Origin of the sequence: Xanthomonas sp. SHU 166 (assembly GCF_000364685.1) — a bacterium.
Taxonomy (GTDB): Bacteria; Pseudomonadota; Gammaproteobacteria; order Xanthomonadales; family Xanthomonadaceae; genus Xanthomonas_A; species Xanthomonas_A sontii.
This window is the reverse complement of sequence record NZ_AQOJ01000523.1, coordinates 1-996: the sequence shown is the minus strand read 5'-3', so window position 1 is coordinate 996 and position 996 is coordinate 1. Positions and strand designations below refer to the sequence as shown.

The following is a 996-nucleotide window of genomic DNA, read 5'->3' as shown; positions in this document are numbered from 1 at the left end:
AGCTCGGCCTGCGCGTGGACCCCGCCGGACGCCAGCGCCTGGTCGCCTACCTGCAACAGGCGCCCGCCACCCTGGCCGCGGCACCGGCATGATCAAAACGCTGCCGCCGGCCCGGTTCGGGCCGCGGCGGCGCGTGCACAATCGCGCTGCGCCCGGCCCCCGCCGCGGCGCAGGAACCTGGACGCAACCGTGGAGGGTGGCAGGCATGGGTGGATCGACAGCGGCAACGACGGCAGGCCGGGAGGCATGGGCATGAGCCGGCAATTGGTGGGCGAACTGATTTCCGAAGCGATCGCGATGCTGATCATCATCGCCTTCGGCTGCTCGGTGGCATGCATGTACGTGCTCTACGACCCCAGCCCGTACCAGCACGCCTACTGGGGCGTGTGCATCGCCTGGGGCCTGGCGGTGACCATCGCCATCTACGTCACCGGCTCGGTGTCCGGCACCCACGCCAATCCGGCGGTGACCCTGGCGCTGGCGCTGTACCGCGGCTTCCCCTGGCCCAAGGTGCTGCCGTACTGGGTGGCGCAGGTGATCGGTGCGTTCCTCGGCGCGTGGATCGTCTACCTGCTGTTCGCGCCAGTGATCGACCACTACAACCAGGCCCAGCATCTCACCCGCGCCGGCGGCGGCGCGGCCGGGGTGTTCTTCACCGCGCCGGGCCTGGCGATCACGCCGATGCACGCGCTGCGCGACCAGGTGATCCTGACCGCGTTCCTGATCTTCGGCATCTTCGCCATCACCGAGCGCTACAACGAGGCCGCGCCCACCGCCAATTCCGGTGCGCTGATCATCGGCCTGCTGGTGGCCACCATCGGTGCCTCGATGGGTTATCTCGAAGCCTGGGCGATCAATCCGGCCCGCGACTTCGGCCCGCGCCTGTTCGCCTACGTCGCCGGCTGGGGCTCCTCGGCGCTGCCGTCGGCCGACAATTACTGGTGGATCCCGATCGTCGGCCCGCTGATCGGCGGCGTGATCGGCGGCGCCGCCTAC

General features: G+C 70.1%; 1 protein-coding gene. It reads left to right on the top strand.

The window, feature by feature from the left end; translation table 11 throughout:
• Positions 1–252: 252 nt before the first annotated feature.
• A partial coding sequence (locus D180_RS13295; protein WP_043090974.1) for an MIP/aquaporin family protein occupies positions 253–996 on the top strand: 744 nt, incomplete at its 3' end.